21 protein-coding genes and 2 tRNA genes are annotated in these 24,544 nt (G+C 68.5%); 16 read left to right on the plus strand and 7 right to left on the minus strand.

Features of this window, described 5'->3' with window-relative positions; genetic code table 11:
* Positions 1-165: 165 nt before the first annotated feature.
* The 3 genes from asd to M8R19_RS18920 form a co-directional block, all read right to left on the minus strand.
* On the minus strand, positions 166-1,035 hold the full coding sequence (gene asd / locus M8R19_RS18910) for an archaetidylserine decarboxylase (RefSeq protein ID WP_116424216.1): 870 nt from the start codon (positions 1,033-1,035) through the stop codon (positions 166-168).
* 3 nt (positions 1,036-1,038) lie between these two features.
* A complete protein-coding gene (rhdA, locus tag M8R19_RS18915) occupies positions 1,039-1,854 on the minus strand; it encodes a thiosulfate sulfurtransferase (protein WP_249918590.1) in 816 nt (271 codons plus the stop codon).
* Between the two features lie 127 nt (positions 1,855-1,981).
* The gene (locus M8R19_RS18920) at positions 1,982-3,532 is read right to left on the minus strand and encodes an HDOD domain-containing protein (RefSeq protein ID WP_249918591.1); all 1,551 of its coding nucleotides are present in this window, start codon (positions 3,530-3,532) and stop codon (positions 1,982-1,984) included.
* Positions 3,533-3,654: 122 nt separating this feature from the next.
* On the opposite strand from M8R19_RS18920, the gene motA reads away from it, so the two are divergent.
* Both motA and motB read left to right on the plus strand, forming a co-directional pair.
* Positions 3,655-4,506, plus strand: coding sequence for a flagellar motor stator protein MotA (gene motA / locus M8R19_RS18925; protein WP_043268576.1), 852 nt, complete (start codon positions 3,655-3,657; stop codon positions 4,504-4,506).
* A 3-nt stretch (positions 4,507-4,509) separates the two neighbouring features.
* Complete coding sequence (motB, locus tag M8R19_RS18930; RefSeq protein ID WP_116424219.1) at positions 4,510-5,559, plus strand: flagellar motor protein MotB; 1,050 nt, start codon at positions 4,510-4,512, stop codon at positions 5,557-5,559.
* A 46-nt stretch (positions 5,560-5,605) separates the two neighbouring features.
* On the opposite strand, the gene rsgA is transcribed toward motB, so the two are convergent.
* A complete protein-coding gene (gene rsgA / locus M8R19_RS18935; protein WP_074983372.1) occupies positions 5,606-6,637 on the minus strand; it encodes a small ribosomal subunit biogenesis GTPase RsgA in 1,032 nt (343 codons plus the stop codon).
* Positions 6,638-6,726: 89 nt separating this feature from the next.
* On the opposite strand from rsgA, the gene orn reads away from it, so the two are divergent.
* Positions 6,727-7,269, plus strand: coding sequence for an oligoribonuclease (gene orn / locus M8R19_RS18940; RefSeq protein ID WP_249918592.1), 543 nt, complete (start codon positions 6,727-6,729; stop codon positions 7,267-7,269).
* A 290-nt stretch (positions 7,270-7,559) separates the two neighbouring features.
* On the opposite strand, the gene queG is transcribed toward orn, so the two are convergent.
* Entirely contained in the window at positions 7,560-8,627 is a 1,068-nt protein-coding gene (gene queG, locus M8R19_RS18945; RefSeq protein WP_249918593.1) for a tRNA epoxyqueuosine(34) reductase QueG, read from the minus strand.
* Positions 8,628-8,709: 82 nt separating this feature from the next.
* Between queG and M8R19_RS18950 the strand changes: the two genes are divergently transcribed.
* The 13 genes from M8R19_RS18950 to M8R19_RS19010 all read left to right on the plus strand — a co-directional run bounded on the left by M8R19_RS18950 (position 8,710) and on the right by M8R19_RS19010 (position 24,080).
* On the plus strand, positions 8,710-10,212 hold the full coding sequence (locus tag M8R19_RS18950; RefSeq protein WP_249918594.1) for an NAD(P)H-hydrate dehydratase: 1,503 nt from the start codon (positions 8,710-8,712) through the stop codon (positions 10,210-10,212).
* Complete coding sequence (gene tsaE, locus M8R19_RS18955; RefSeq protein WP_069863176.1) at positions 10,200-10,667, plus strand: tRNA (adenosine(37)-N6)-threonylcarbamoyltransferase complex ATPase subunit type 1 TsaE; 468 nt, start codon at positions 10,200-10,202, stop codon at positions 10,665-10,667. Before M8R19_RS18950 ends, tsaE begins: the two co-directional genes overlap by 13 nt.
* Before the next feature lie 8 nt (positions 10,668-10,675).
* Positions 10,676-12,112 (plus strand): N-acetylmuramoyl-L-alanine amidase AmiB, encoded by a 1,437-nt coding sequence (gene amiB, locus M8R19_RS18960; RefSeq protein WP_249918595.1) that lies wholly within the window; start codon positions 10,676-10,678, stop codon positions 12,110-12,112.
* Positions 12,109-14,010 (plus strand): DNA mismatch repair endonuclease MutL, encoded by a 1,902-nt coding sequence (gene mutL / locus M8R19_RS18965; protein ID WP_249918596.1) that lies wholly within the window; start codon positions 12,109-12,111, stop codon positions 14,008-14,010. The genes amiB and mutL overlap by 4 nt, the downstream gene beginning before the upstream one ends.
* Positions 14,011-14,102: 92 nt before the next feature.
* A complete protein-coding gene (gene miaA, locus M8R19_RS18970) occupies positions 14,103-15,068 on the plus strand; it encodes a tRNA (adenosine(37)-N6)-dimethylallyltransferase MiaA (RefSeq protein WP_116424225.1) in 966 nt (321 codons plus the stop codon).
* 100 nt (positions 15,069-15,168) lie between these two features.
* Positions 15,169-15,417, plus strand: coding sequence for an RNA chaperone Hfq (gene hfq / locus M8R19_RS18975; protein ID WP_003095657.1), 249 nt, complete (start codon positions 15,169-15,171; stop codon positions 15,415-15,417).
* Positions 15,418-15,429: 12 nt separating this feature from the next.
* Entirely contained in the window at positions 15,430-16,731 is a 1,302-nt protein-coding gene (gene hflX / locus M8R19_RS18980) for a ribosome rescue GTPase HflX (protein ID WP_074983357.1), read from the plus strand.
* Between the two features lie 94 nt (positions 16,732-16,825).
* Entirely contained in the window at positions 16,826-17,995 is a 1,170-nt protein-coding gene (hflK, locus tag M8R19_RS18985) for an FtsH protease activity modulator HflK (protein ID WP_074983354.1), read from the plus strand.
* On the plus strand, positions 17,995-18,864 hold the full coding sequence (gene hflC / locus M8R19_RS18990; protein WP_074983351.1) for a protease modulator HflC: 870 nt from the start codon (positions 17,995-17,997) through the stop codon (positions 18,862-18,864). Before hflK ends, hflC begins: the two co-directional genes overlap by 1 nt.
* 106 nt (positions 18,865-18,970) lie before the next feature.
* Positions 18,971-19,156, plus strand: a complete 186-nt coding sequence (locus tag M8R19_RS18995; RefSeq protein WP_009613466.1) for a DUF2065 domain-containing protein — start codon at positions 18,971-18,973, stop codon at positions 19,154-19,156.
* 35 nt (positions 19,157-19,191) lie between these two features.
* Complete coding sequence (locus tag M8R19_RS19000) at positions 19,192-20,370, plus strand: ATP phosphoribosyltransferase regulatory subunit (protein WP_116424227.1); 1,179 nt, start codon at positions 19,192-19,194, stop codon at positions 20,368-20,370.
* Positions 20,371-20,444: 74 nt separating this feature from the next.
* Positions 20,445-21,740, plus strand: a complete 1,296-nt coding sequence (locus tag M8R19_RS19005) for an adenylosuccinate synthase (protein ID WP_074983342.1) — start codon at positions 20,445-20,447, stop codon at positions 21,738-21,740.
* Positions 21,741-22,145: 405 nt separating this feature from the next.
* On the plus strand, positions 22,146-24,080 hold the full coding sequence (locus M8R19_RS19010; protein WP_249918597.1) for a methyl-accepting chemotaxis protein: 1,935 nt from the start codon (positions 22,146-22,148) through the stop codon (positions 24,078-24,080).
* A gap of 87 nt (positions 24,081-24,167) precedes the next feature.
* Here the strand turns inward: M8R19_RS19010 and M8R19_RS19015 are convergent.
* Positions 24,168-24,254 (minus strand) — tRNA-Leu (locus M8R19_RS19015).
* 138 nt (positions 24,255-24,392) lie between these two features.
* Positions 24,393-24,479 (minus strand) — tRNA-Leu (locus tag M8R19_RS19020).
* Positions 24,480-24,544: the final 65 nt, after the last annotated feature.

A 24,544-nucleotide genomic window follows, 5' to 3' on the forward strand; every position in this document is an offset into this window, starting at 1 on the left:
ACGATCTGGGCCGTTCGCTGGACCGTTGTGCCGGTCTGGGCGCCGGTTTTTTTCAAACTCTAGCAGTATCCACCTGAGAAGGCAGCCCGTACCCAGGTTGGGAAGCAGGCCTGCCGTTGGCTTTCAGGTAACAGGCCGGATACAGGCTGGCCGGCCTGTGCAGGCTCACGCCTGGTGGGCGTTGCCCAGCAACTGGCCCATGCGCACCGGGCTGCCGGCGGCCAGTTGCTCGGCCCAGGCGACCTGCTCGGGGCCGAACAGCACGATGGCGGTGGAGCCCAGTTTGAAGCGCCCCAGTTCCGCGCCTTTTTCCAGGTGGATGGGCTGGCGGGCCGCCTCGTCGTAGGCGAAGGCCTTCAATTCGCGCTTCGGCGGCGTGACCAGGCCGGCCCACACGGTTTCCACCGAGGCGACGATCATCGCGCCCACCAGCACCACGGCCATGGGCCCGCGTTCGGTGTCGAACAGGCAGACCACCCGCTCGTTGCGGGCGAAGAGTTCCGGCACCTGCTCGGCGGTGAGCTGGTTCACCGAGAACAGCCGGCCGGGCACGTAGACCATCTCGCGCAGGGTGCCGGCCAGCGGCATGTGCACGCGGTGGTAGTCCTTCGGCGAGAGGTAGACGGTGGCGAAGCTGCCGCCCATGAAGGGCGCGGCGCGCTCGGCGTCGCCGCCCAGCAGCGCGGTCAGGCTGAAGCTGTGGCCCTTGGCCTGGAAGATGCGCCCGTGCTCGATCGGGCCGAGCTGGCTGATGGCGCCGTCGGCCGGGCAGAGCACGCCGCCGGGCGTCTCGTCCAGCGGCCGTGCGCCGTCCTTCAGGGCGCGGGTGAAGAATGCGTTGAAGTGCTCGTAGGCCTGCAGGTCTTCCACCAGCGCCTCGCGCATGTCGACCTGGTAGCGGCGGGCGAACCAGCCGATCAGGCGGTTCTTGAACCAGGCGGCGCGGCATTCGGCCGCGCAGCCGATCAGGCGCGACAGCAGGTGATGTGGCAGCAGGTACTGGCCGAGGATGAACAGACGATCTTTGAACGACATTCCTTAAACCTCTACGGGGGTGTCGGGGTGGTTGCCCCATTCCGACCAGGAGCCGGCGTAGCCCTTGACCCGCGGGTAGCCGAGGGCCTTGGCCACCAGGTAGGTGAAGCCGGAACGGTGGTGGGTCTGGCAGTGGGTGATCACTTCCTTGTCCGGGGTGATGCCCAGGTTCTGGAGGATCTGCGCCATGTCGGTGCGGATGCGCAGGGCGCGGGCTGCGTCCATGCCGGCGGTCCACTCGAAGTTGACCGCGCCGGGGATGTGTCCGGCCTTGGCCGCCAGCACCTTCTGGCCGCTGTATTCGCTGGGGTTGCGCGCATCCCAGACGGCCAGGTCGGCGGCGCCCAGGCGGCTCTGCAGGTATTCGCGGGTGGCGGTGGGTTCGTCGTGCAGCGTCAGCGGCAGCGGGCCGCCGGCCGGCGCCGGAACCGCCTGGCTCAGCTCGCGGCCTTCGGCCAGCCAGGCGTGCAGGCCGCCGTCCAGGTAGTGGTAGCGCTGGTGGCCGATGACGTCCAGCAGCCAGATGAAGCGCCCGGCCCAGCCGCCGCCTTCGTCGTCGTACACCACGTACACGGCGTCCGGGTTGTGCCCCAGTTCGCCGAACAGCGCTTCCAGGTCGGCCTTGGCCGGCAGCAGGCCGGGCGCCGGCGGCTGGCCCCACTGGGTGCGCGCGGGGGCGACGAAGCGGGCGCCGGGCAGGTGGCCCTCGGCGTAGCGCGCCGGGCTGGTCAGGTCGACCAGGATCAGCTCGGGAGCGTCTAGGCGGGTGGCCAGCTTGGCCGGTTCTATCACCAGGGGCAGGTCGGAAAAGGCGGACATGTCGGCATCTCCCTGAGGGCGGGTGCGGGGGACGGGATGGCGTGAGCTGGCGCCCTGGGCTACCCGCGAAGCCCCGCAGTTTAACGAAAAAGCGCGGGGCGCTGGCGGGCAATCGCTTCAGGGCGTGTCACTGGGCCGCAGGTGCGCCGAATTGCTGCAGGGCGCGCTCGATGCACTGGCAAGTCTTGTCGAAGGCCTGGCCCTGGAACTCGCCGATGGGGTGGCCGTTGCGGTCGGCGACCACCAGCATCACCACGCGCTGGCCCCGGGCCAGGGAACGCAGCAGCAGGTGGTCGCCGGGCAGCGCCGCCTTCAGGCGGCCGGGCAGCAGCGCGGAATACTCGGCCATGTTGGCCGGGGTGAGGTGCAGGCGCGCCGGACGTTCCAGCAGGCGGCGCAGCAGTTGGCTGCTGGCCACCGGCAGTTGCAGGCTCTGCTCCGCGGGGGCCAGGCCGAAGCTGCGGCGGGCCTGCAGCAGGTTTTGCTGGCGGTCGGCGAGCAACAACACGGCGCGGCCCAGGCCGCAGGCGTGCAGGGCTTCGCTGGCGCATTCCAGCAGCGGCACCAGGTTGCCGAACGGACTGGGCGTGCGCAGCAGCTCGGCGCACAGCCGGCGCCATTGTTCGGGGTTGCCGGCGGCGGGGGCGGGAGCGTTCGTCGCCGTGGGCCCGGACGTGGGCGCGTGGCGCGGCAGCCAGCGTTGGCTGTCCCAGGGCCAGAGCAGCGCCTGGGCCGGGTGCCAATAGCGGGCGTCGGCGTCCTTGCGGGCGCTCTCCACTGCCAGGGCGTGAACCTGCTGCTGCAGCGCCTCCAGCGGCTCCTGCAGGTAGAGCGCGGTGAGCCGCTGCCAGCGCAGCATGTGCGGCCCGCCCCAGGACTGGTGCGCGGCCATCGCCAGGCTGTTGGCCAGGAGGATGGTGTTGGCCGGGCGCGTCAGCCAACGCGCCAGTTCGGGGTCGGCGTCCAGGCGCTGCTGCTGGGCCAGCGGCTCGCTTTCGGCGTGGGCCAGGTGCAGGGCGCGGACCAGCAGCTCGTGGTCCTCGCCGAGCAGGCGCAGGCCCTGGCCGATCCATTCCGGCAGGCGCCAGCGCTCGGCCAGGGCCGCGCACAGCGGCAGCAGGCGCATGCCCAGCAATTCCTGCTCCACCTCGGCGCTGGCGCGGCCTTCGCCGAGCACCTGCTGCTGCCATTCTTCGAGCAGGTCCGGGCGCGCCGTGGCCAGGGCCCAGACCGGCGCCAGGATGAACAGGCTGCCCCAGTGGATTTCCTGCCACAGGCGCGCCAGGCGGCTGGCGAACAGGCCGCTGGCCTGCTGCATGGCGTGGCGGCTGATCAGCAGCATCTGCCCCAGGGCCGGCGGCATCTGCGCGGCGGGCACGCTGGGCAGGCCCTCCAGCAGGGCCGCGGCGCGCACCAGGCCGAGGCGGCTGAGCGCCACTTCCAGGCTTTCCGCCGGGTTGTCCTGGGCCATGCGCGCACGGTTGGCCTCGCGCAGGATGGCCAGGGCCAGGGTCGGGCTGTCCTGCAGCAGGTCGACGATGTCGCGCAGGGACCGGCGGTTGTCCGCCAGGGCGCGGCGCACACGCTCGTGCTGTTCGGCGGGTACCGGCAGCGGCAACTCCTCCAGCAACTGGAGCCAGGAGGCGAGGCGCTGCGGGTCGGGTGTCTGGATGGGCATGCTGGGGCCGCCGAACTGGTTTTTACAATTTGCAGCCTATAGTCTTGCGCGGTTTCTCCGATAACAAGAGGGTGGCGCATATTGGCGCTCCCGTCCCGTCCACCGTTCCAGTCGACTCTTCAATGGCAAAAATCATCGGCATCATTGTCCTGCTGGGCAGCGTCCTCGGCGGCTACCTGCTCTCCGGCGGCAAGATCATGGCCATCGTGCAGCCCTTCGAAGTGCTGATCATCGGTGGCGCCGCGCTGGGCGCCTTCCTCCAGGCGAACCCCGGCAGCACCTTCATGACGGTGCTGAAGAAGGCGCCGAAGATGTTCAGCAACCGCTTCACCCACGTCTTCTACCTGGAAGTGCTGGGGATGCTCTACGAAATCCTCAACAAGAGCCGCCGCGAAGGCATGATGGCCATCGAGGCCGACCTCGAGGAACCCGCTTCCAGCCCCATCTTCAGCAAGTACCCGGCGGTGCTGAAGGACGAGCGCATGACCGCCTACATCTGCGACTACCTGCGCATCATGTCCTCCGGCAACATGGCGCCCCACGAGCTGGAAGGCCTGTTCGACATGGAACTGGGCAGCCTCAAGGAAGACTTCGAGCACCCGTCCCACGCCGTGACCCGCGTCGCCGACGCGCTGCCCGGCTTCGGTATCGTCGCCGCGGTGCTCGGCATCGTGATCACCATGGCCCTGCTCGGCCAGGGCAGCCAGGCGGAGATCGGCCACCACGTTGCCGCGGCGCTGGTCGGCACCTTCCTCGGTATCCTCGCCGCCTACGGCTTCGTCGGCCCGCTGTCCAACGCCCTGGAGCACGACGCCAAGGAAGAGCTGAACCTCTACGAGGCGATCAAGGCCTGCCTGGTGGCCTCGGCCTCGGGCATGCCGCCGTCTCTGGCGGTGGAGTTCGGCCGCAAGGTGCTGCTGCCGGCGCACCGTCCGAGCTTCTCCGAGCTCGAGCAGGCGGTACGCGGGCGCTAAGCGATGGATAACAACCAGCCGATCATCGTCAAGCGCGTCAAGCGCTACGCCGCCGGCCACCACGGCGGCTCCTGGAAGATCGCCTTCGCCGACTTCGCCACGGCGATGATGGCGTTCTTCCTGGTGTTGTGGCTGCTGTCCTCGGCCACCCCCGAGCAGAAGAAGGCGATTTCCGGCTACTTCCAGGATCCCATCGGCTTCACCGAGAGCGCCAGCCCCTACGTGATCGACCTCGGCGGCACGCCGACGCCGGCCCCGGACAAGACCCTCAACCCGCAGATCCAGGCCCAGCCGGAGGCGGACGAGACGCGCATCAGCCCGGAGTCGGAGAAAGAGGTCAACCCCGCCGAAGCCGAGCGCCAGGCCGAGCAGATCGAACACGAGCGCCTGGAGCTGCTGCTCCAGGAGCTGCAGAACAAGGTTGACGAGAACCCCACGCTGCGCCGCTTCAAGGACCAGATCCTGTTCGAGATCACCCGCGACGGCCTGCGCATCCAGATCGTCGACGCCGAGAACCGGCCGATGTTCGACCTGGGCAGCGCGCGCCTGCAGCCGTACTTCGAGGACATCCTGCTGGCCATGGCCGAGACCATCAAGCAGGTGCCGAACAAGATCAGCATCAGCGGCCACACCGACGCCAAGCCCTACTCTGGCGACGAGTTCGGCAACTGGGAGCTGTCGGCCAACCGCGCCAACGCCGCGCGCCGCGCCCTAGTGGCCGGCGGCTACCCGGAAGGGCAGATCGCCCGGGTGGTGGGCTATGCCTCGTCGCAGCTGTTCGACCGCAAGAACCCGCTGAACCCGGTGAACCGGCGCATCGACATCATCGTCCTGACCAAGCGCGCGCAACGCGCCATCGAGGGCCAGGACGGCACCGCCGAGGAGCCGGCGGCCAGCCAGCCGGCCGGGGCTACGACGCCCGCTGGTGCCGCGCCGACGCCGCCCCAGGGCGCCGCGCCCGCGTCCCAGCCGCTGCCCGCCGAACAGGTGCGCGAGAAGCTCAACCTGTTCGATGACGGCAAGCTGAAGCTGGACGAGCTGAAGAAGCAGTGAAGGCGGGCCTGGCGCTCCGACAAAGTTGTCGGAGCGCGGGCGCTGATCAGTAATCCGTTTCCGGCAGGCTGGCGAGAATGTGCCGATAACTGGCCATGCGCTGCGGGCTGATGCGGCCTTCTTCCAGTGCCTTGAGCAGCGCGCAGCCCGGTTCGCGGTCGTGCTTGCAGTCGCGGAAGCGGCAGTGCCCGAGCAGATCGCGGAACTCGATGAAGCCGGCCTCGACGTCGTCGCGGGTGACGTGGCCCAGGCCGAATTCGCGGATGCCGGGGGAGTCGATCAGGTCGCCGCCGGCGGGGAAGTGGAACAACCGCGCCGTGGTGGTGGTGTGGGTGCCCTTGCCGGTGATTTCCGAGAGGTCGCCGACGCGGGTGTCCACCCCCGGTAGCAGGGCGTTGACCAGCGACGACTTGCCCACCCCGGACTGGCCGACGAACACGCTGACGTGATCGTTCAGCGCCGCGCGCAGGGCGTCCATGGCCAGGCCGTTGAAGGCCGAGACCTCCAGCAGCGGGTAGCCCAGGTCGCGGTAGGTGCCCAGCAGCGCGTCGATCTGCTCGGCGTTCTGCTCGTCGATCAGGTCGGCCTTGTTCAGCAGCAGCAGCGGCTGGATGCCGGCGTGCTCGGCGGCGATCAGGTAGCGGTCGATCAGGTTGGCGTGGGGTTCCGGGCGCGGGGCGAAGACGATGACGATGCGGTCGACGTTGGCCGCCACCGGCTTGAGCAGGCCGCGCATGTCCGGGCGGCACAGCTCGGAGGTGCGCGGCAGCTGCGCGACTATCACGCCGATGCCCTGGTTGCCCGGGCGCCAGACTACGCGGTCGCCGGTCACCAGCGGCGGCAGGTTGGCGCGCAGGTGGCAGCGCAGCACGTCGCCGGCGTGCTCGCCCTCCAGCGCCTCGACTTCCACCTGGACGCCGAAGTGGGCGATCACCAGGCCGTTCTGCTCCGGCCCCAGGTCGCCGCCTTCCAGCTCTTCCAGGGCCCGCGACTCGCGCTTGGCGGCGCGCGCGGCGCGCTCTTCCTGGATCTTTTCGATGCGCCAGCTCTGCCGGCGGGTGAGATGACGCTTGGCCATATGCAATCCACGGGAAAAATCGCCGGCGAGTTTAGCATGCGCATTCGCTCTTCCCGCTAAACTAGAGGGCTTGAGCCTAGGAGCGCACCATGCAGAACCCACAGAACCTGATCTGGATCGACCTGGAGATGACCGGCCTGGACCCGGACCGGGACGTGATCATCGAAATGGCCACCATTGTCACCGACAGCGAGCTGAACATTCTCGCGGAAGGCCCGGTGATCGCCGTGCACCAGAGCGAGGAGACCCTCGCCGGCATGGACGAGTGGAACACCCGCCAGCACGGCCAGTCGGGGCTGACCCAGCGCGTGCGCGAAAGCGACATCGACGCCGCCCAGGCCGAGGCCATGACCCTGGCCTTCCTGGAAAAATGGGTGCCCAAGCGCGCCTCGCCGATCTGCGGCAACAGCATCTGCCAGGACCGCCGCTTCCTCTATAGGTACATGCCGAAGCTGGAAGCCTGGTTCCACTACCGCAACCTCGACGTCTCCACCCTGAAGGAACTGGCGGCGCGCTGGGCTCCGCAGGTGCGGGATGGCTTCAAGAAGGGCAATACCCACCTGGCGCTGGACGACATCCGCGAATCCATCGCCGAGCTGCTCTATTACCGCGAGACCTTCATCAAGGTCTGAGTCGCTGGTTTTTCGTAGGAGCGAGCTTGCTCGCGAACGGGGTTTCCAGGTGGCTGAGGTGTGTCGGTTTGGCTCCGCTCCCTCTCCCTAACCCTCGGCTGCGCGCCCCGCCCTGAAGGGAGAGGGGACCGTTCGGAGTGCTTGGATACTCTGGAGTCAGCCGGCAGCTCCGATGGTTTCCAGCTGAAACCATTCCTTCTTTCGGCACGGACAAGCGCCCTCTCCCTTCAGGGAGAGGGCTGGGGAGAGGGGCTCTTCAAGACGCGCTCCGAACCCAGCCAGCAGAACCCCTACCGTCCCACCCCATGCCGCCGCAGCGCCCACTCGACGTGCTCGCGCACCAACTCCGACGGAAACTCCCGCCGCGCCTTCAACGCCTCTATCACCGGAATGCTCGAAGGCGCATTCCCCAGCCCCACCGCCAGGTTGCGCAGCCACCGCTCATAGCCCGCGCGGCGTAGCGGCGAGCCTTCAGTGCGGCTGAGGAACTCTTCCTCGCTCCAGAGGAACAGCTCGGCCAACTCGGCATTGTCCAGCCCGTGGCGCGGCTGGAAGTCGCCCTGCTCGCTGGGCCGGGCGAAGCGGTTCCACGGGCAGACGATCTGGCAGTCGTCGCAGCCGAATACCCGGTTGCCCATGGGCGCGCGCAGTTCCTCGGGGATCGGGCCCTTCAGTTCGATGGTCAGGTAGGAGATGCAACGCCGCGCGTCCAGCACGTAGGGGCCGACGAAGGCGTTGGTCGGGCAGATGTCCAGGCAGGCGCTGCAGCGCCCGCAGTGTTCGCTGTCGTGGGGTTTGTCCAGGGGCAGCGGCAGGTCGGTGAAGAGTTCGCCGAGGAAGAAGTAGCTGCCGGCCTTGCGGTTGAGCAGCAGGGTGTTCTTGCCGATCCAGCCAAGCCCGGCCTGTTCGCCGATGGCCTTCTCCAGCACCGGCGCGCTGTCGACGAAGGCGCGGTAGCCGAACGGGCCGACCTCCTGCTGGATGCGTTCGGCCAGCTGCTGCAGGCGCTTGCGCACCAGCTTGTGGTAGTCGCGGCCCAGGGCGTAGCGCGATACGTAGGCCTTCTCCGGCTCGGCCAGGCGCTGGGCCATGCGCGTGTCGCCGGGCAGGTAGTCCATGCGTAGCGAGACCACCCGCAGGGTGCCGGGCACCAGTTCGTCCGGGCGCCAGCGCTTGCTGCCGTGGGCGCCCATGTAGTCCATCTCGCCGTGGTAGCCGGCGGCCAGCCAGCGTTGCAGGTGCTCGCCGTGGCTGGCCAGGTCCAGGCCGCCGATGCCGACCTGCTGGAAGCCCAGCTCGCGGCCCCAGGCCTTGATGCGTTCGGCGATGGCGCTGTAATCGGATGTGGAATCGTGCATGCGGGGGCGGGAAAGCGGGACCGGGGTAGGTATAATTCTGCCAGACCGCGCCGACCGGCGCCCGATTCCCCGTGGAAACCCGATGAATTCGCACCTTCACGACAGTCTGCCGACCGCGCTGTACAGCGCCCGGCAGGTGCGCGACCTCGACGCGCGCCTGATCGCCGCCGGCACTCCCGGCTTCGAACTCATGCAGCGCGCCGCCCACGCGGCCTGGCGTGCCCTGCGCCGGCGCTGGCCGGACGCCGGGCGCCTGACGGTGCTGGCCGGGCACGGCAACAACGCCGGTGATGGCTACCTGGTCGCCGCCCTGGCCCAGCGCGCCGGCTGGAACGTGCGCGTGCTGGCGGTGGGCGACACCGCGCGGCTGGCCGGCGACGCCGCATCCGCCCACGCCGAGGCCCTGGCTGCCGGCGTGACCATCCTGCCCTGGCACGAACACGCCGAATTGCACGGCGTGCTGGTGGATGCACTGCTCGGCACTGGTCTCGGTGGCGCGGTGCGTGACCCGTACGCGACGGCCATCGCGCGGATCAACGCCAGCGGACTGCCGGTCCTGGCCATCGACATCCCCTCCGGTCTCAGCGCCGACACCGGCCAGGTGCTGGGCTGCGCGGTGCGCGCCGACCTGACGGTGACCTTCATCGGCCTCAAGTTCGGCCTGTTCACCGGCGAAGGCCCGGACCAGTGCGGCGAGTTGGCCTTCGACAACCTCGACGCCGACCCCGCGCAGTTGCCCGAGGAGGCCCAGGCCACGCGCCTGGCGCCCAGCAGCCTGGCGCAGCTGGCGCCGCGGCCGAAGGCGGCGCACAAGGGACTGTTCGGCCACCTGCTGCTGATCGGCGGCGACCACGGCATGGGCGGCGCCACCCTGCTCGCTGGCGAAGCGGCCCTGCGCAGCGGCGCCGGGCTGGTCTCCGTCGCCACCCGCGCCGCCCACGTGCCGGCGGCGCTGGCGCGCTGCCCGGAACTGATGACCCGCGGCGTGTCCTCGTCCGCCGAGGTGCTGCGCGCCGCCGAGCGCGCCAGCGTGCTGGTGGTCGGCCCCGGCATCGGCCGCAACGCCTGGGGCCGTTGCCTGGCCAGCGCCGCGGCGAGCCTGGAGCTGCCCCAGGTGTGGGACGCCGATGCGCTCAACCTGCTGGCCGAGGGCCAGGTGCAGCGCACGGCGGGCAGCCTGGTGATCACCCCGCACCCCGCCGAGGCGGCGCGCCTGCTGGGCCGCTCCACCGCCGAGGTGCAGGCCGATCGAGCCGCCGCCGTGCGCGAGCTGGCCAGCCGCTACCAGGCGGTGGCCGTGCTCAAGGGCGTCGGCAGCCTGGTCGCTGCGCCGGACGGCCGCCTGGCGCTGTGCTCCCATGGTCATCCGGCCATGGCCACCGCCGGCCTGGGGGACGTGCTGTCCGGGATAGTTGGCGCGTTGCTGGCGCAGAAACTGGAACCCTTCGACGCCGCCTGCCTGGCTGTCTGGCTGCACGCCCGCGCCGGCGAGCTGCTTGGCGCGCAGGGGCGGGGGCTCGCGGCCAGCGACCTGATCCCTGCCGTTCGTCAGTTGCTCGAGGAGTTCGCCCCATGCCTGAACTGAAGCTGTTCGCCGACGGCGAGGAGGCCATGTACGCACTGGGCGCGAGGATCGCCCAGGCTACCGGCGGGCGCGGGGTGATCTACCTGCACGGCGACCTCGGCGCCGGCAAGACCACGCTCTCGCGCGGCATTCTGCGCGGCCTGGGCCATGCCGGGGCGGTGAAGAGCCCGACCTTCACCCTGGTCGAGCCCTATGAGCTGGGCGAGGTGCGCGCCTTCCATTTCGATCTGTACCGCCTGGCCGACCCCGAGGAACTGGAATATCTGGGCATCCGCGATTACTTCGAAGGCGACGCCCTGTGCCTGATCGAGTGGGCCGAAAGGGGCGCGGGCATTTTGCCAAAGGCCGACCTGGACATTACCATTACTCCGCAAGCGGGCGGCCGCATGCTGCGCCTGGAACCGCACGGAGTGCGGGGCGAAGCCTGGTGCGCCGTCCTGGCTACGGGAGCATGAGAAAAAACATGGGTTGGGGGTTGCGCCTTCGGGCGCTGTTGGCCGGGTTGTTCATCCTGCTGGCGCTGGGCGCCGGAGAGGTTCTTGCCGCCGCGCAAATCACGCAGATCAAGAGCGTGCGCCTGTGGCGTGCGCCGGACAACACGCGCCTGGTGTTCGACCTGTCCGGCCCGGTGCAGCACAGCCTGTTCACCCTCAGCGCGCCCAGCCGCATCGTCATCGACCTCAACGGCGCGCAGTTGAGCACCGCGCTGAACCAGCTCAAGCTGAAGAACACCCCGATCACCTCGGTGCGCTCGGCGCAGCGTTCGCCCACCGACCTGCGCCTGGTGCTGGACCTCTCCGCCCAGGTGACGCCCAAGAGCTTCGTCCTGCCGCCCAACCAGCAGTACGGCAACCGCCTGGTGGTGGACCTCTACGACCAGGGCGCGGACATCGCCCCCGACGTGCCCGCCACGCCCACGCCGAACCAGCCGGCCACCCCGGTGACGCCGACGCAGCCGGTGGCCAAGGCGCCGGTGCCGGCCGGCGGCAAGCGCGACATCATCATCGCCATCGACGCCGGCCACGGCGGCGAGGACCCGGGCGCCTCCGGCCCGAACGGCCTGCACGAGAAGAACATCACCCTGTCGATCGCCCGCGAGTTGCAGCGGCAGATCAACCAGATGAAGGGCTTCCGCGCCGAGCTGACGCGCACCGGCGACTACTTCATCCCGCTGCGCGGGCGCACCGCCATCGCGCGCAAGAAGGGCGCCGACCTGTTCGTCTCCATCCACGCCGACGCCGCGCCCAGCCGCAGCGCCTTCGGCGCCTCGGTGTTCGCCCTCTCCGACCGCGGCGCCACCTCCGAGACCGCGCGCTGGCTGGCCGACAGCGAAAACCGTTCCGACCTGATCGGCGGCGACGGCAGCGTCAGCCTCGACGACAAGGACCACATGCTCGCCGGCGTGCTGCTCGACCTGTCGATGACCGCCACCATGTCCTCCAGCCTGGACGTCGGGCACAAGGTGCTGACCAACGTCGGCCGCGTCACTTCGCTGCACAAGAACCGCGTCGAGCAGGCCGGCTTCATGGTGCTGAAGTCGCCGGACATCCCGTCGATCCTGGTGGAGACCGGCTTCATCTCCAATCCCGGCGAGTCGCAGAAGCTCAACAGCGCCTCGCACCAGCAGGCCCTGGCCCGCTCCATCGCCGCCGGTGTGCGCCAGTACTTCGTGCAGACGCCGCCGCCGGGCACCTACATCGCCTCGCTGCGCGACGGCGGGCAGATTTCCAGCGGGCCGCGCCAGCACGTGGTGCGCGCCGGCGAGAGCCTGTCGATGATCTCCGCGCGCTACGACGTGAGCATGGCCACCCTGCGCAGCACCAACAACCTGAAGACCGATAGCGTGCGCATCGGCCAGGTGCTGAACATCCCTGCGACTTCCCTGGCGGCGCAGCAATGAACGAAGCACGCCGCATCCAGCTGCTCAGCCCGCGGCTGGCCAACCAGATCGCCGCCGGCGAGGTGGTCGAGCGCCCGGCCTCGGTGATCAAGGAGCTGCTGGAGAACTGCCTGGACGCCGGCGCCCGGCGCGTCGACATCGAGGTGGAGCAGGGCGGCATCAAGCTGCTGCGGGTGCGCGACGACGGCGGCGGCATCCCCGCCGACGACCTGCCGCTGGCCCTGGCGCGCCACGCCACCAGCAAGATCCGCGAGCTGGAAGACCTCGAGGCGGTGATGAGCCTGGGCTTCCGCGGCGAGGCCCTGGCCTCGATCAGCTCGGTGTCGCGGCTGACCATGACCTCGCGCACCGCCGACGCCGAGCAGGCCTGGCAGGTGGAGACCGAGGGCCGCGACATGCAGCCGCGGGTGCAGCCGGCGGCGCACCCGGTGGGCACCAGCGTCGAGGTCCGCGACCTGTTCTTCAACACCCCGGCGCGGCGCAAGTTCCTGCGCGCCGAGAAGACCGAGTTCGACCACCTGCAGGAAGTCATCAAGCGCCTGGCCCTGGCCCGCTTCGACGTGGCCTTCCACCTGCGCCACAACGGCAAGACCATCTTCAGCCTGCACGAGGCCGCGGACGAGACCGCCCGCGCGCGCCGCGTCGGCGCCGTGTGCGGCCCGGCCTTCCTCGAGCAGGCGCTGCCCATCGAGATCGAGCGCAACGGCCTGCACCTGTGGGGCTGGGTCGGCCTGCCGACCTTCTCCCGCAGCCAGCCGGACCTGCAGTATTTCTACGTCAACGGCCGCATGGTGCGCGACAAGCTGGTCGCCCACGCGGTGCGCCAGGCCTACCGTGACGTGCTCTACAACGGCCGCCACCCGACCTTCGTGCTGTTCCTGGAGGTCGACCCGGCGACGGTGGACGTCAACGTGCACCCGACCAAGCACGAAGTGCGCTTCCGCGACAGCCGCATGGTCCACGACTTCCTCTACGGCACCCTGCACCGGGCGCTCGCCGAGGTGCGCCCGGACGACCAGCTGGCGCCGCCGGGGGCCACCACCCTGACCATGCCGCGCCCCACCGGGCAGGCCGCCGGGGAATTCGGCCCGCAGGGCGAGATGAGCCTGTCGGACAAGGTGCTGGAGGCCCCGGCCGCGGCGCGTACCTGGAGCGGCTCGGGCGGTTCCTCCGGTTCCTCCGGCGGCTATTCCTACCAGCCGCCGCGCCAGGACATGCCGCCCGCCGCCGAGGCCCAGGGCGCCTACCGCACCTATTTCGCGCCGCTGCCGGAGCAGTCCACGCCCCAGCCGCTCCCCGAGAGCGCCCAGGACGTCCCGCCGCTGGGCTACGCCCTGGCCCAGCTCAAGGGCATCTATATCCTCGCCGAGAATGCCCACGGCCTGGTGCTGGTGGACATGCATGCGGCCCATGAACGCATCACCTACGAGCGCCTGAAGATCGCCATGGACAGCGAAGGCCTGCGCGGCCAACCGCTGCTGGTGCCCGAATCCCTGGCGGTGAGCGAGCGCGAGGCCGACTGCGCCGAGGAACACGGCGGCTGGTTCAGCCGGCTCGGCTTCGAACTGCAGCGCCTGGGCCCGGAAAGCCTGGCGATCCGCCAGGTTCCCGCGCTGCTCAAGCAGGCCGAGGCGACCCAGCTGGTGCGCGACGTGCTTGCCGACCTGCTGGAATACGGCACCAGCGACCGCATCCAGGCGCATCTCAACGAACTGCTCGGGACCATGGCCTGCCACGGCGCGGTGCGCGCCAACCGGCGCCTGACGCTGCCGGAGATGAACGCCCTGCTGCGCGACATGGAAATCACCGAGCGCAGCGGCCAGTGCAACCATGGCCGGCCCACCTGGACACAGCTGGGCCTGGACGAGCTGGACAAACTCTTCCTGCGCGGGCGCTGAAATAAAGCCAGCGTTAAGCCAAGTGCAGTAAACTGCGCGCCAATCGATTCAGCGCGCGGTATGCACGCGCCCGTTCTGCCGAAGAGTTGCCGATGTCCTCCCTGCCTCCCGCCATCTTCCTCATGGGCCCGACCGCCGCCGGCAAGACCGACCTGGCGCTGGAACTGGCGCGGCTGCTGCCCATCGAACTGGTCAGCGTCGACTCGGCGCTGGTCTACCGTGGCATGGACATCGGCACGGCCAAGCCCTCGAAGGAAGTCCTGGCCGAATTCCCGCACCGCCTGATCGACATCCGCGATCCGGCCGAAAGCTATTCGGCGGCGGAATTCCGCGCCGACGCCCTGGCGGCCATGGCCGAGATCACCGCGGCGGGGCGCATCCCCCTGCTGGTCGGCGGCACCATGTTGTATTTCAAGGCATTGCTGGAAGGCATGGCGGACATGCCCAGCGCCGATCCGGCGGTGCGCGCCGAGCTGGAAGCCTGGGCCGCGGCCGAGGGCTGGGCGGCGCTGCATGCCGAATTGCAGCGGGTCGACCCGGAGTCGGCGGCGCGCATCCACCCCAACGACCCGCAACGCCTGGTCAGGGCGCTGGAAGTGCAACGCGTCAGCGGCTTGTCGATGAGCGACCACCGCCGCCGCCAGGCGGCTGAAAATGCCGGTTCCAGCGCGCCAGGCGCGGCGCAATTACCGTATACTGTGGCGCAACTGGCGATTGCACCTCAGCAGCGCCAGGTACTGCACGCGCGAATCGCACAACGTTTTCGTCAGATGCTGGAACAGGGCTTCATCGCCGAGGTCGAAGCACTTCGCGCGAGAGACGACTTGCACGCCGGGCTGCCATCCATTCGTGCCGTGGGCTACCGACAGGTATGGGAATACCTCGAGGGCAAACTGTCCTACGCTGAGATGGAGGAGCGCGGCGTGATTGCCACCCGGCAACTAGCCAAGCGCCAGTTCACCTGGCTGCGCAGCTGGGGCCATCTACACTGGTTGGACAGTCTGGCAGGCGACAATCTGCCGCGTGCCTTGAAATATCTTGAGGCGGTCTCCATATAGGTTCGAGACCATAATTCAGCCGTCTATCCTTGGGGTTACCGACGGCAACAAGCCATTCGACTACTACTAAATCTATTGATTCCCTAAAGGAGTGCGGCATATGTCAAAAGGGCATTCGCTACAAGACCCTTACCTGAATACCCTGCGAAAAGAACGCGTACCGGTCTCCATCTACCTGGTGAACGGTATCAAGCTGCAAGGTCAGATCGAATCCTTCGACCAGTTCGTGATTTTGCTGAAGAACACTGTCAGCCAGATGGTCTACAAGCACGCCATTTCCACCGTCGTGCCCAGCCGTCCGGTGCGTCTGCCCAGCGGCGATCAACCGGCCGAGCCGGGCAACGCTTGACGGTAGCCCGCCTTGTTCTTTGAGCGCCCGGGTGGTGGGGAACGGGCCATTCTGGTCCATCTGGAAGGTCAGGACCCCGAGGCGCGCGAAGACCCGCAGGAATTCCAGGAGCTGGCCCGTTCGGCGGGCGCGGAGTCGGTGGCATTCGTCAACGTTTCGCGCCATCAGCCGTCGGCCAAGTTCCTGATCGGCAGTGGCAAGGTCGATGAGCTGCGCGACCTGGTGCAAGTCCAGGACGTCGAGCTGATCATCTTCAACCACACCCTGACGCCCAGCCAGGAACGCAACCTCGAGCGCGTCCTCGAATGCCGGGTGCTCGACCGTACCGGTCTGATTCTCGACATCTTCGCCCAGCGCGCCCGCACCCATGAGGGCAAGCTGCAGGTGGAGCTGGCGCAGCTCGAACACATGAGCACGCGCCTGGTGCGCGGCTGGACCCACCTGGAAAGGCAGAAGGGCGGTATCGGCCTGCGTGGCCCAGGTGAAACCCAGCTGGAAACCGACCGCCGCCTGCTGCGCGCACGCATCCGCCAGATCAAGCAGCGCCTGGAGAAGGTCCGCAGCCAGCGTGAGCAGGCCCGTCGTGGCCGGCGCCGGGCGGAAATCCCCTCGGTTTCCCTGGTCGGCTACACCAACGCCGGCAAGTCCACGCTGTTCAACGCCTTGACCACTTCCGAGGTCTACGCGGCCAACCAGCTGTTCGCCACCCTCGATCCGACCCTGCGCCGGCTCGAGCTGGAGGACGTCGGCCCGGTCGTGCTGGCCGATACCGTGGGTTTCATCCGCCACCTGCCGCACAAGCTGGTCGAGGCCTTCCGCGCTACGCTGGAAGAGTCGAGCAACGCCGACCTGCTGCTGCACGTGATCGATGCCCACGAGCCGGAGCGCGACGCGCAGGTGGAACAGGTGCACGCGGTGCTGACCGAGATCGGCGCCAACGAGCTGCCGATGCTCGAGGTGTACAACAAGATCGACCTGCTGCCGGACATGGACGCGCGAATCCAGCGCGACGAGACCGGCAAACCGGTGCGGGTCTGGCTCTCCGCCCGTGACGGGCGCGGGCTGGAACTGTTGGAAAAGGCGGTGGCCGAGCTGCTGGGCGACGACCTGTTCGTCGGCACGCTCTGCCTGCCGCAGCGCCTGGGGCGCCTGCGCGCACAGTTCTTCGAGCTGGGCGCGGTGCAATCCGAGGACCACGACGAGCAGGGACGCGCCGTTTTGCAGGTTCGCCTGCCGCGTGTCGAGTTGAACCGCCTGATCAGCCGCGAGGGATGGCAGCCGGCGGAGTTCATTGCGCAACACACTTTGCAATAAAGCCTGGAACGGTGCTTTTGGCACCGGGCGGGGCATTCGGTAGCATGGGTGGTCGCGCCGCAGGCGCGTTTCGCGTTATTAGATGGAGAGCGCTATGGCTTGGAACGAGCCGGGTGACAACTCGAACAAGAACGATCAGGACCCCTGGGGCGGGCGCCGTGGTGGCGGCCGACAGGGCCCTCCGGATCTCGATGAGGCCTTCCGCAAGCTGCAGGACAGCCTCAATCGCATCTTCGGCGGCAAGAAACCGCGCGGCGGCAGCCCCGTCGGCGGCAAGGGCGGTGGCCTGGGCCTGTTCGGCATCGGCCTGGCCGTGCTCGCCGTGCTCTGGCTGTACAACGCCATCTATGTGGTGGACGAGCAGGAGCAGGCGGTGATCCTGCGCATGGGCAAGTACTACGACACCGTAGGTCCGGGCCTGAATTTCTACTTCCCGCCGATCGACAAGAAGTTCCAGGAGAACGTCACCCGCGAGCGTGCCTACAGCAAGCAGGGGCAGATGCTCACCGAGGACGAGAACATCGTCGAGGTCCCGCTGACCGTGCAGTACAAGGTCAGCAACCTGAAGGACTTCGTGCTCAACGTCGACCAGCCCGAGGTCAGCCTGCAGCACGCCACCGAGAGCGCCCTGCGCCACGTGGCCGGCTCCACCACCATGGACCAGATCCTCACCGAGGGCCGCGAACAGATGGCCACCGAGGTGCGCGATCGCCTGCAGCGTTTCCTGGACACCTACAAGACCGGTATCACCGTGACCCAGGTGAACATCCAGAGCGCTGCCGCCCCGCGCGAGGTGCAGGAAGCCTTCGACGACGTGATCCGCGCCCGCGAAGACGAGCAGCGCGAGAAGAACCAGGCCGAAGCCTACGCCAACGGCGTGGTGCCCGAAGCCCGTGGCCAGGCCCAGCGCATCATCGAGGAAGCCAACGGCTACCGCGACGAAGTGGTGGCCCGCGCCGAGGGTGAGGCCGACCGCTTCAGCAAGCTGGCCGGCGAATACCGCAAGGCGCCGGAAGTCACCCGCGAGCGCCTGTACCTGGATGCCATGCAGGACGTGCTGTCGCAGAGCAGCAAGGTGCTGGTCACCGGTCAGCAGGGGCAGAACAACCTGATCTACCTGCCGCTGGACAAGATGATCGACGGCCGTGGCTCGGCGACCCCGGGCAGTGGCGCGGCGGGTACGACGAGCAGCACGCCGGACATCGGCTCGCGGGTCGCCAGCGACCTGCAGCAACGTGACCTGCGCACCAGGGAGAGCCGCTGATGAGTAACAAATCCCTGATCGCCCTGATCGCCGCCGTGGTGGCTGCCGTGGCGCTGTGGAGCAGCATCTACGTGGTGCAGCAGACCGAGCGCGCGGTGCTGCTGCGCTTCGGCCGCGTGGTCGAGTCGGACGTGCAGCCCGGCCTGCACTTCAAGATTCCGTACGTCAACCAGGTGCGCAAGTTCGACGGCCGCCTGCTGACCCTGGATTCGCCGACCCAGCGCTTCCTCACCCTGGAGAAGAAGGCGGTGATGGTCGACGCTTACGCCAAGTGGCGTGTGGCCGACGCCGAGCGCTTCTATACCGCGACCTCGGGCCTCAAGCAGATCGCCGACGAACGCCTGTCGCGGCGCCTGGAAGCCGGCCTGCGCGACCAGTTCGGCAAGCGCACCCTGCACGAGGTGGTGTCCGGCGAGCGCGACGCCCTGATGGGCGACATCACTGCGTCGCTCAACCGCATGGCGCAGAAGGAGCTGGGCATCGAGGTCATCGACGTGCGCGTCAAGGCCATCGACCTGCCGAAGGAAGTCAACCGCAGCGTGTTCGAGCGGATGAGCACCGAGCGCGAGCGCGAGGCCCGCGAGCACCGCGCCAAGGGCCGCGAACTGGCCGAGGGTATCCGCGCCGATGCCGACCGCCAGCGCCGCGTGCTGCTGGCCGAGGCCTATCGGCAGTCCGAGGAAACCCGCGGTGAGGGCGACGCCAAGGCGGCTGCCATCTATGCCAAGGCCTACAACCAGGAGCCGGAGTTCTACGCCTTCACCCGTAGCCTCAAGGCCTACCGCGACAGCTTCGCCGACAAGAAGGACGTCCTGGTGCTGAGCCCGGACAACGAGTTCTTCCGTTACCTGGAGAAGTCCAAGCCCTGAGTGGGTTCTCCGGCGGGCGGCAGCGCCCGCCGGAGAAAACGTGTTATCATGGGTCAGCCGGGAAATCCCGGCTTTTTTGCGTCCGCGAGATTTGTGTACAAGGGTCATGTGGCAGGAATTCGGCAAAGCATTCTGTCTATTGCTGGTGCTGGAGGGCATCCTCCCTTTCCTGTATCCGCGTGGCTGGCGTGAGGCCGTCAGCGGGCTCGGTCGCCTCGACGACCGGCGCCTGCGGCTCATCGGGCTGGGCAGCATGCTGCTCGGCACCGGCCTTCTTTACTGGATTCACTAGATGAATTGCCGCCCGGCTGAAAGGGGAGAGGCGACATGGCAACGGTAGACCGCTGGCTGCTGCCAGATGGGATCGAAGAAGTGCTGCCACCTGAGGCGGCGCGTGTGGAAGCAGCCCGCCGTCAGGTGCTGGACCTGTTCCAGCGCTGGGGTTACGAGTTCGTCGTCACCCCGCATATCGAATACCTGGAGTCCCTGCTGACCGGTGCCGGCCAGGACCTGGATCTGCGCACCTTCAAGGTCACCGACCCGGCCTCGGGCCGGCTCATGGGCTTCCGCGCGGACATCACGCCGCAAGTGGCGCGCATGGACGCCCACAGCCTGCGCCGCGAGGGCCCGAACCGCCTGTGCTACGCCGGCAGCGTGCTGCATGCCCGCCCGCGCGCCCTGGCCACCTCGCGCAGCCCGATCCAGCTGGGCGCCGAACTCTATGGCGACGCCAGCCCGGCGAGCGACGTCGAAGTCATCAGCCTGATGCTCGACATGCTGGCCATGGCCGAGGTGCCGGACGTGCACATGGACCTCGGCCACGTCGGTATCTATCGTGGCTTGGCCCGCGCCGCTGACCTGTCCGGCGAAGCCGAGCAGGCTCTGTTCGACGCCTTGCAGCGCAAGGCGGTGGATGAAGTCGCCGCGCTCACCGACGGTCTGCCGGCCCAGCTCGCCGGCATGCTCCGCGCCCTGGCCGAGCTGTGCGGCAGCCGCGAAGTGCTGGAGCAGGCCGCCGAAGTGCTGGCCGATGCGCCGGCGGTGGTCAAGGCCGCACTGGCCGACCTGGTCGTCATCGCCAACTCCCTGGCGCAACGCTTCCCGCAGCTGCCGTTGTATTTCGACCTCGGCGAGCTGCGCGGCTACCACTATCACACGGGGGTGGTGTTCGCCGCCTTCGTGCCCGGCGTCGGCGAGTCCATCGCCCAGGGTGGTCGCTACGACCACATCGGCGCCGACTTCGGCCGTGCGCGGCCGGCCACCGGCTTCTCCACCGACCTGAAAACCCTGGTGACCCTGGGCCAGGTGCGGCTGGACGCGTCGGTGCAAGGCATCTGGGCGCCGGCCGAAGGGGCCGGGCTCTGGCAGGCGGTGCAGCAGCTGCGCCGCGACGGGCGGCGCGTGGTTCAGGCGCTGCCCGGGCAGGATGCGGCTTCGGCGCGCGAGGCGGGTTGCGATGCGCAACTGCAGCTGCGCGAAGGCAATTGGCAGGTGGTGCCCTTCTGACCCGTGATCGACGGGCACCGCGAGTTTCCGCCGGCCGAGGCCGGCACCGAATATCCACGATGGGGACAAGTGTTATGGGTAAGAATGTCGTAGTCCTGGGCACCCAGTGGGGTGATGAGGGCAAAGGCAAGATCGTCGACTTGCTCACCGACCAGGCTGCTGCCGTGGTTCGTTACCAGGGCGGCCACAACGCTGGCCACACCCTGGTGATCGACGGCGAGAAGACCGTGCTGCACCTGATTCCGTCGGGCATCCTGCGCGAAGGCGTGCAGTGCCTGATCGGCAACGGCGTGGTGCTGGCGCCCGACGCGCTGCTGCGCGAGATCGCCAAGCTGGAGGAGAAAGGCGTACCGGTGCGCGAGCGTCTGCGCATCAGCCCGTCCTGCCCGCTGATCCTGTCCTTCCACGTCGCCCTCGACCAGGCGCGCGAGCGCGCCCGTGGCGACGCCAAGATCGGCACCACCGGCCGCGGCATCGGCCCGGCCTACGAAGACAAGGTCGCCCGCCGCGGCCTGCGCGTGGCCGACCTGTTCCACCGCGAGCGCTTCGCCGCCAAGCTGGGCGAGCTGCTGGACTACCACAACTTCGTCCTGCAGAACTACTACAAGGAGCCGGCGGTCGACTTCCAGAAGACCCTGGACGAGTGCATGGACTACGCCGAGCAACTGAAGCCGCTGCTGGCCGACGTCACCGGCACCCTGCACGACCTGCGCCGCGCCGAAGAGAACATCATGTTCGAAGGCGCCCAGGGCTCGCTGCTGGACATCGACCACGGCACCTACCCGTTCGTCACCAGCTCCAACACCACCGCTGGCGGCACCGCCACCGGTTCGGGCTTCGGTCCGCTGTACCTGGACTACATCCTGGGCATCACCAAGGCCTACACCACCCGCGTGGGCTCGGGCCCGTTCCCGACCGAGCTGTTCGACGACGTCGGCGCGCACCTGGCCAAGGTCGGCCACGAGTTCGGCGCCACCACCGGCCGTGCCCGTCGCTGCGGCTGGTTCGACGCCGTGATCCTGCGTCGCGCCATCGAGATCAACAGCCTGTCCGGCCTGTGCCTGACCAAGCTGGATGTCCTCGACGGCCTGCAGACCGTGCGCATCTGCACCGGCTACAAGAACGCCGCCGGCGAACTGCTGACCGACGCGCCGACCGACGCCGACAGCTACATCGGCCTGCAGCCGGTGTACGAGGACCTGCCGGGCTGGAGCGAATCCACCGTCGGCGCGAAGACCCTGGAAGCCCTGCCGGCCAACGCCCGCGCCTACATCAAGCGCATCGAGGAGCTGGTCGGTGCGCCCATCGACATCATCTCCACCGGCCCGGACCGCAACGAGACCATTGTCCTGCGCCACCCGTTCGGCTGATCCGTCGCTGCGAAGGATGTGAAAAGCCGCTTCTCCTGATGGGGAAGCGGCTTTTTCGTTTGGGCGCTCTTCGTAGGAGCGAGCTTGCTCGCGAACCGTGCCAGCCGGTGAGGTTGGTGTCTTGGGTTGGCTCCGCCCCCTCTCCCCAGCCCTCTCCCTGAAGGGAGAGGGGGCTTGTCCGTGCCGAGAGGAGGAATGGTTTCAGTTGGTAATCACTGTGCTAGCCGGCTAACGCCTAAATATCAGCATCTGCCCAACGGTCCCCTCTCCCTTCAGGGAGAGGGTTAGGGAGAGGGTGCTCTTGGAGGCATCTCCGGCCAATGGCCACCCCAACGGCACGCCCCTTGCTGGCAAATGGCATCGGCGCATCCCGCGCCAGTATTCCGTTACCCGAGGAGGCACTCCGTGTCCGCCGTCCTTTCGCTGTTGCGCAGCCGCCTGCTGCGCCCCGTGTTCATCGCCCTGGGCCTGGCACTGCTGGTGCAGTTGCTGATCGCCCTGTGGCTCACCCGCAGTACCGTGGATCAACTGGTGGCCGACCTGGGCGAACGCCTGGGTGGCCAGTCGCAGCGCCTGGCCGGCGAGCTGGAGCGCGCCGGTGGCGAACTCAGTTCCGGTCTGACCGAGCTGTCTGCGCGCACCCGCGAGCGCCTTGGCGCCGCCTTGTCGGCGCGCCTGGAGGAGGAGCGCGGCGAAACCCGCCAGAGCCTGGAACAGAGCCTGCGGCAGTCCGCCGACCAGCTTGCCCAGTTGCTCGCCGCGGTGGCGCCCAAGGCCATGTGGGACAACGACGTACCGACGCTCTCCGAGTACGCCCGGCGCGCCCAGGCCAACCCCAACGTGCTCTTCGTGGTTTACGACGATGCCCAGGGGCAGCACCTGACGCGCTACCTCAACCGCGAGGACCCGCGCATCCAGGCGCTGCTCGCCAAGGGCCAGGGCGAACGGGCCCTGGACAAGGTGCTGGAAGCGGCCGCCCACGACGATTCGGTGATCCTTTCCAGCGTGCCCATCAGCCCCAACGGCGTGGTGATCGGTACCGTGCGCCTGGGCATTTCCACCGCCGAGGTGGAAAAGCAGGTGGAAGCCCTGGACAAGCGTTTCTCCGCCCTGATCGCCAGTGGCGACCAACTGGTGGCCGACAGCCTGGCCGGCGCCGCCGCCGACAGCAACAAGGCGCTGAGCGCCCGCCTGCAAGCGGCGCAGCAAGCGGCCGGCGAGATGAGCCAAGGTGCGCAGGGCGCGGTGGAAGCTTCCGCCAGCAGCCTGCGCTGGCACATCGGTCTGGGGCTGTTGCTGGTTGGCCTGGGCGTGCTGCTGGTGCTGGCCCTGGTGCTTGGGCGGCGGGTGGTCAATCGCCTGCGCCTGCTGATCGATGCGCTCGACGACCTGGCGGCCGGGGAGGGCGACCTGACCCGCCGCGTGCGCCTGGACAGCAATGACGAGTTGGGCGAGATGGCGACCGCGGTGAACCGTTTCGTCGACAAGCTGCAGCCCATCGTCCGCGAGGCGGGGCAGGTGGCGCAGCGCACCGGCAGCGAGATCGCCGCCCTGGCTTCGCGCAGCGCCAGTGCCGAGGCGGCCGCCGACCGCCAGCGCAACGAAGTGGCGGGCAGCTTGGAGGCGCTCGCCGGCATGGCCGCCGAAGCCCAGCTGGAAAGCCAGGCCATGCAGGAGGCGCTGGAGCGCGTGGCGTCCATCCGCAAGGCGGCTGACGACAACGCGGCCATCGCCCGGCGCGTCGGCGGCCTCATCGAAACCCTGGAGTCCCGCGTGCAGAGCGGCGCCGGGGTGATCGAGAAGCTGGCGCAGCAAAGCGAGCAGATCGAAGTGGTGCTCTCGGTGATCCACGGCATTGCCGAGCAGACCAACCTGCTGGCGCTCAATGCCGCCATCGAGGCGGCCCGTGCCGGCGAGAGCGGCCGCGGTTTCGCCGTGGTGGCCGACGAGGTGCGGGCGCTGGCGAGCAAGACGCAGCAATCCACCGGCGACATCCAGACGCATATCGATGCCTTGCAGCGTGGCGCGCGCGAGGCGGTGGAAGCCATCGGCCAGGCCCGCGAGCAGGCGGTGCAGGGGTTGGCTGCGCTGCATGACAGCGAGCGTCTGCAACGCGAAGTGCAGCGGGCCGTGGAGGAAGTGCATGGCGCCATCGAGTCGGCGGCCCATGCCGCCGAGCAGCAGGCGGCGGGTGCTGTCGCGGTGCGTGGGCGCGTCGAGGTGATCCACTCCGAGGCGGGGCGCGCCGCGGAAGCCGTCGCCGCCACCGCCAGCAGCGGGCGCGTGCTGGACGACCTGGCGGCGCAGCTGCGCGCCAGCCTGGGGCAGTTCAAGGCATGAGGGGAGGGCCGGGCGTTTCGTCCGGCCCGTTCCTGCGAACGGCGGAAACGAAAAAGCCGAGCAGTGCTCGGCTTTTTCGCTTGAAGATGGTGCCCAGGAGAAGACTCGAACTTCCACGGTGTTGCCACCGCTAGGACCTGAACCTAGTGCGTCTACCAATTCCGCCACCTGGGCATGCTTTTCAGCATGGGGTGCGATGATCGCTCATCGTCTTGCGGTATTGCAACCTTTCGGTCGCTTCGGCGTCTCAATGTCCGGTTATCAGGGTTCCGAACCGCCGCGATACAGCCAGGGGCTCTATCGTGAAATAAGTGGTGCCCAGGAGAAGACTCGAACTTCCACGGTGTTGCCACCGCTAGGACCTGAACCTAGTGCGTCTACCAATTCCGCCACCTGGGCACTGGATGCGATGATTGCTCATCGTTTCCGTGTTACAACGTCTCAGCGACGCTGTGGGCGCGAAC

Source organism: Pseudomonas sp. R3.Fl (assembly GCF_023516765.1).
Classification (GTDB): domain Bacteria; phylum Pseudomonadota; class Gammaproteobacteria; order Pseudomonadales; family Pseudomonadaceae; genus Pseudomonas; species Pseudomonas citronellolis.

Bases quoted from the DNA above. Each gene is read 5' to 3' on its own strand.
- asd (WP_116424216.1), bottom strand. From the start codon at position 1,035: ATGTCGTTCAAAGATCGTCTGTTCATCCTCGGCCAGTACCTGCTGCCA.
- rhdA (WP_249918590.1), bottom strand. From the start codon at position 1,854: ATGTCCGCCTTTTCCGACCTGCCCCTGGTGATAGAACCGGCCAAGCTG.
- M8R19_RS18920 (WP_249918591.1), bottom strand. From the start codon at position 3,532: ATGCCCATCCAGACACCCGACCCGCAGCGCCTCGCCTCCTGGCTCCAG.
- motA (WP_043268576.1), top strand. From the start codon at position 3,655: ATGGCAAAAATCATCGGCATCATTGTCCTGCTGGGCAGCGTCCTCGGC.
- motB (WP_116424219.1), top strand. From the start codon at position 4,510: ATGGATAACAACCAGCCGATCATCGTCAAGCGCGTCAAGCGCTACGCC.
- rsgA (WP_074983372.1), bottom strand. From the start codon at position 6,637: ATGGCCAAGCGTCATCTCACCCGCCGGCAGAGCTGGCGCATCGAAAAG.
- orn (WP_249918592.1), top strand. From the start codon at position 6,727: ATGCAGAACCCACAGAACCTGATCTGGATCGACCTGGAGATGACCGGC.
- queG (WP_249918593.1), bottom strand. From the start codon at position 8,627: ATGCACGATTCCACATCCGATTACAGCGCCATCGCCGAACGCATCAAG.
- M8R19_RS18950 (WP_249918594.1), top strand. From the start codon at position 8,710: ATGAATTCGCACCTTCACGACAGTCTGCCGACCGCGCTGTACAGCGCC.
- tsaE (WP_069863176.1), top strand. From the start codon at position 10,200: ATGCCTGAACTGAAGCTGTTCGCCGACGGCGAGGAGGCCATGTACGCA.
- amiB (WP_249918595.1), top strand. From the start codon at position 10,676: ATGGGTTGGGGGTTGCGCCTTCGGGCGCTGTTGGCCGGGTTGTTCATC.
- mutL (WP_249918596.1), top strand. From the start codon at position 12,109: ATGAACGAAGCACGCCGCATCCAGCTGCTCAGCCCGCGGCTGGCCAAC.
- miaA (WP_116424225.1), top strand. From the start codon at position 14,103: ATGTCCTCCCTGCCTCCCGCCATCTTCCTCATGGGCCCGACCGCCGCC.
- hfq (WP_003095657.1), top strand. From the start codon at position 15,169: ATGTCAAAAGGGCATTCGCTACAAGACCCTTACCTGAATACCCTGCGA.
- hflK (WP_074983354.1), top strand. From the start codon at position 16,826: ATGGCTTGGAACGAGCCGGGTGACAACTCGAACAAGAACGATCAGGAC.
- hflC (WP_074983351.1), top strand. From the start codon at position 17,995: ATGAGTAACAAATCCCTGATCGCCCTGATCGCCGCCGTGGTGGCTGCC.
- M8R19_RS18995 (WP_009613466.1), top strand. From the start codon at position 18,971: ATGTGGCAGGAATTCGGCAAAGCATTCTGTCTATTGCTGGTGCTGGAG.
- M8R19_RS19000 (WP_116424227.1), top strand. From the start codon at position 19,192: ATGGCAACGGTAGACCGCTGGCTGCTGCCAGATGGGATCGAAGAAGTG.
- M8R19_RS19005 (WP_074983342.1), top strand. From the start codon at position 20,445: ATGGGTAAGAATGTCGTAGTCCTGGGCACCCAGTGGGGTGATGAGGGC.